Below are 253 nucleotides of genomic sequence, written 5' to 3' on the forward strand. Positions count from 1 at the left end.
ATGACCGTTGCCGAGGCCGCGCGGCGGGTGAAGGTGTCCGAGCAGTCGATCGGGAACTGGAAGCGGCAGTTCCTGGAGTCCGGCCGGGCCGGACTTGCGTCCGGGAAGTCCGGCCCCAGCAGCCGGGAACAGCAACTCGAAGCTCAGGTCGCCGACTTGACCCAGGCGCTGGGTGAGGCCGCGGTCGAGCTGCGGGTGTGGAAGAAGTCCGCGGAGGGCCGGCCGGGCCCTTCGAGGACCTCGAGGTGATCCG

Annotated in this window: 1 protein-coding gene; it reads left to right on the top strand. The window is 70.4% G+C overall.

The features are described 5' to 3' along the window. Positions 1-249: helix-turn-helix domain-containing protein (locus PUR56_RS13850; RefSeq protein ID WP_329877181.1), on the top strand; the 249-nt coding region annotated here is incomplete at its 5' end. Positions 250-253: the final 4 nt, after the last annotated feature.

Source organism: Streptomyces sp. BE303 (assembly GCF_036290945.1).
Lineage (GTDB): Bacteria > Actinomycetota > Actinomycetes > Streptomycetales > Streptomycetaceae > Kitasatospora.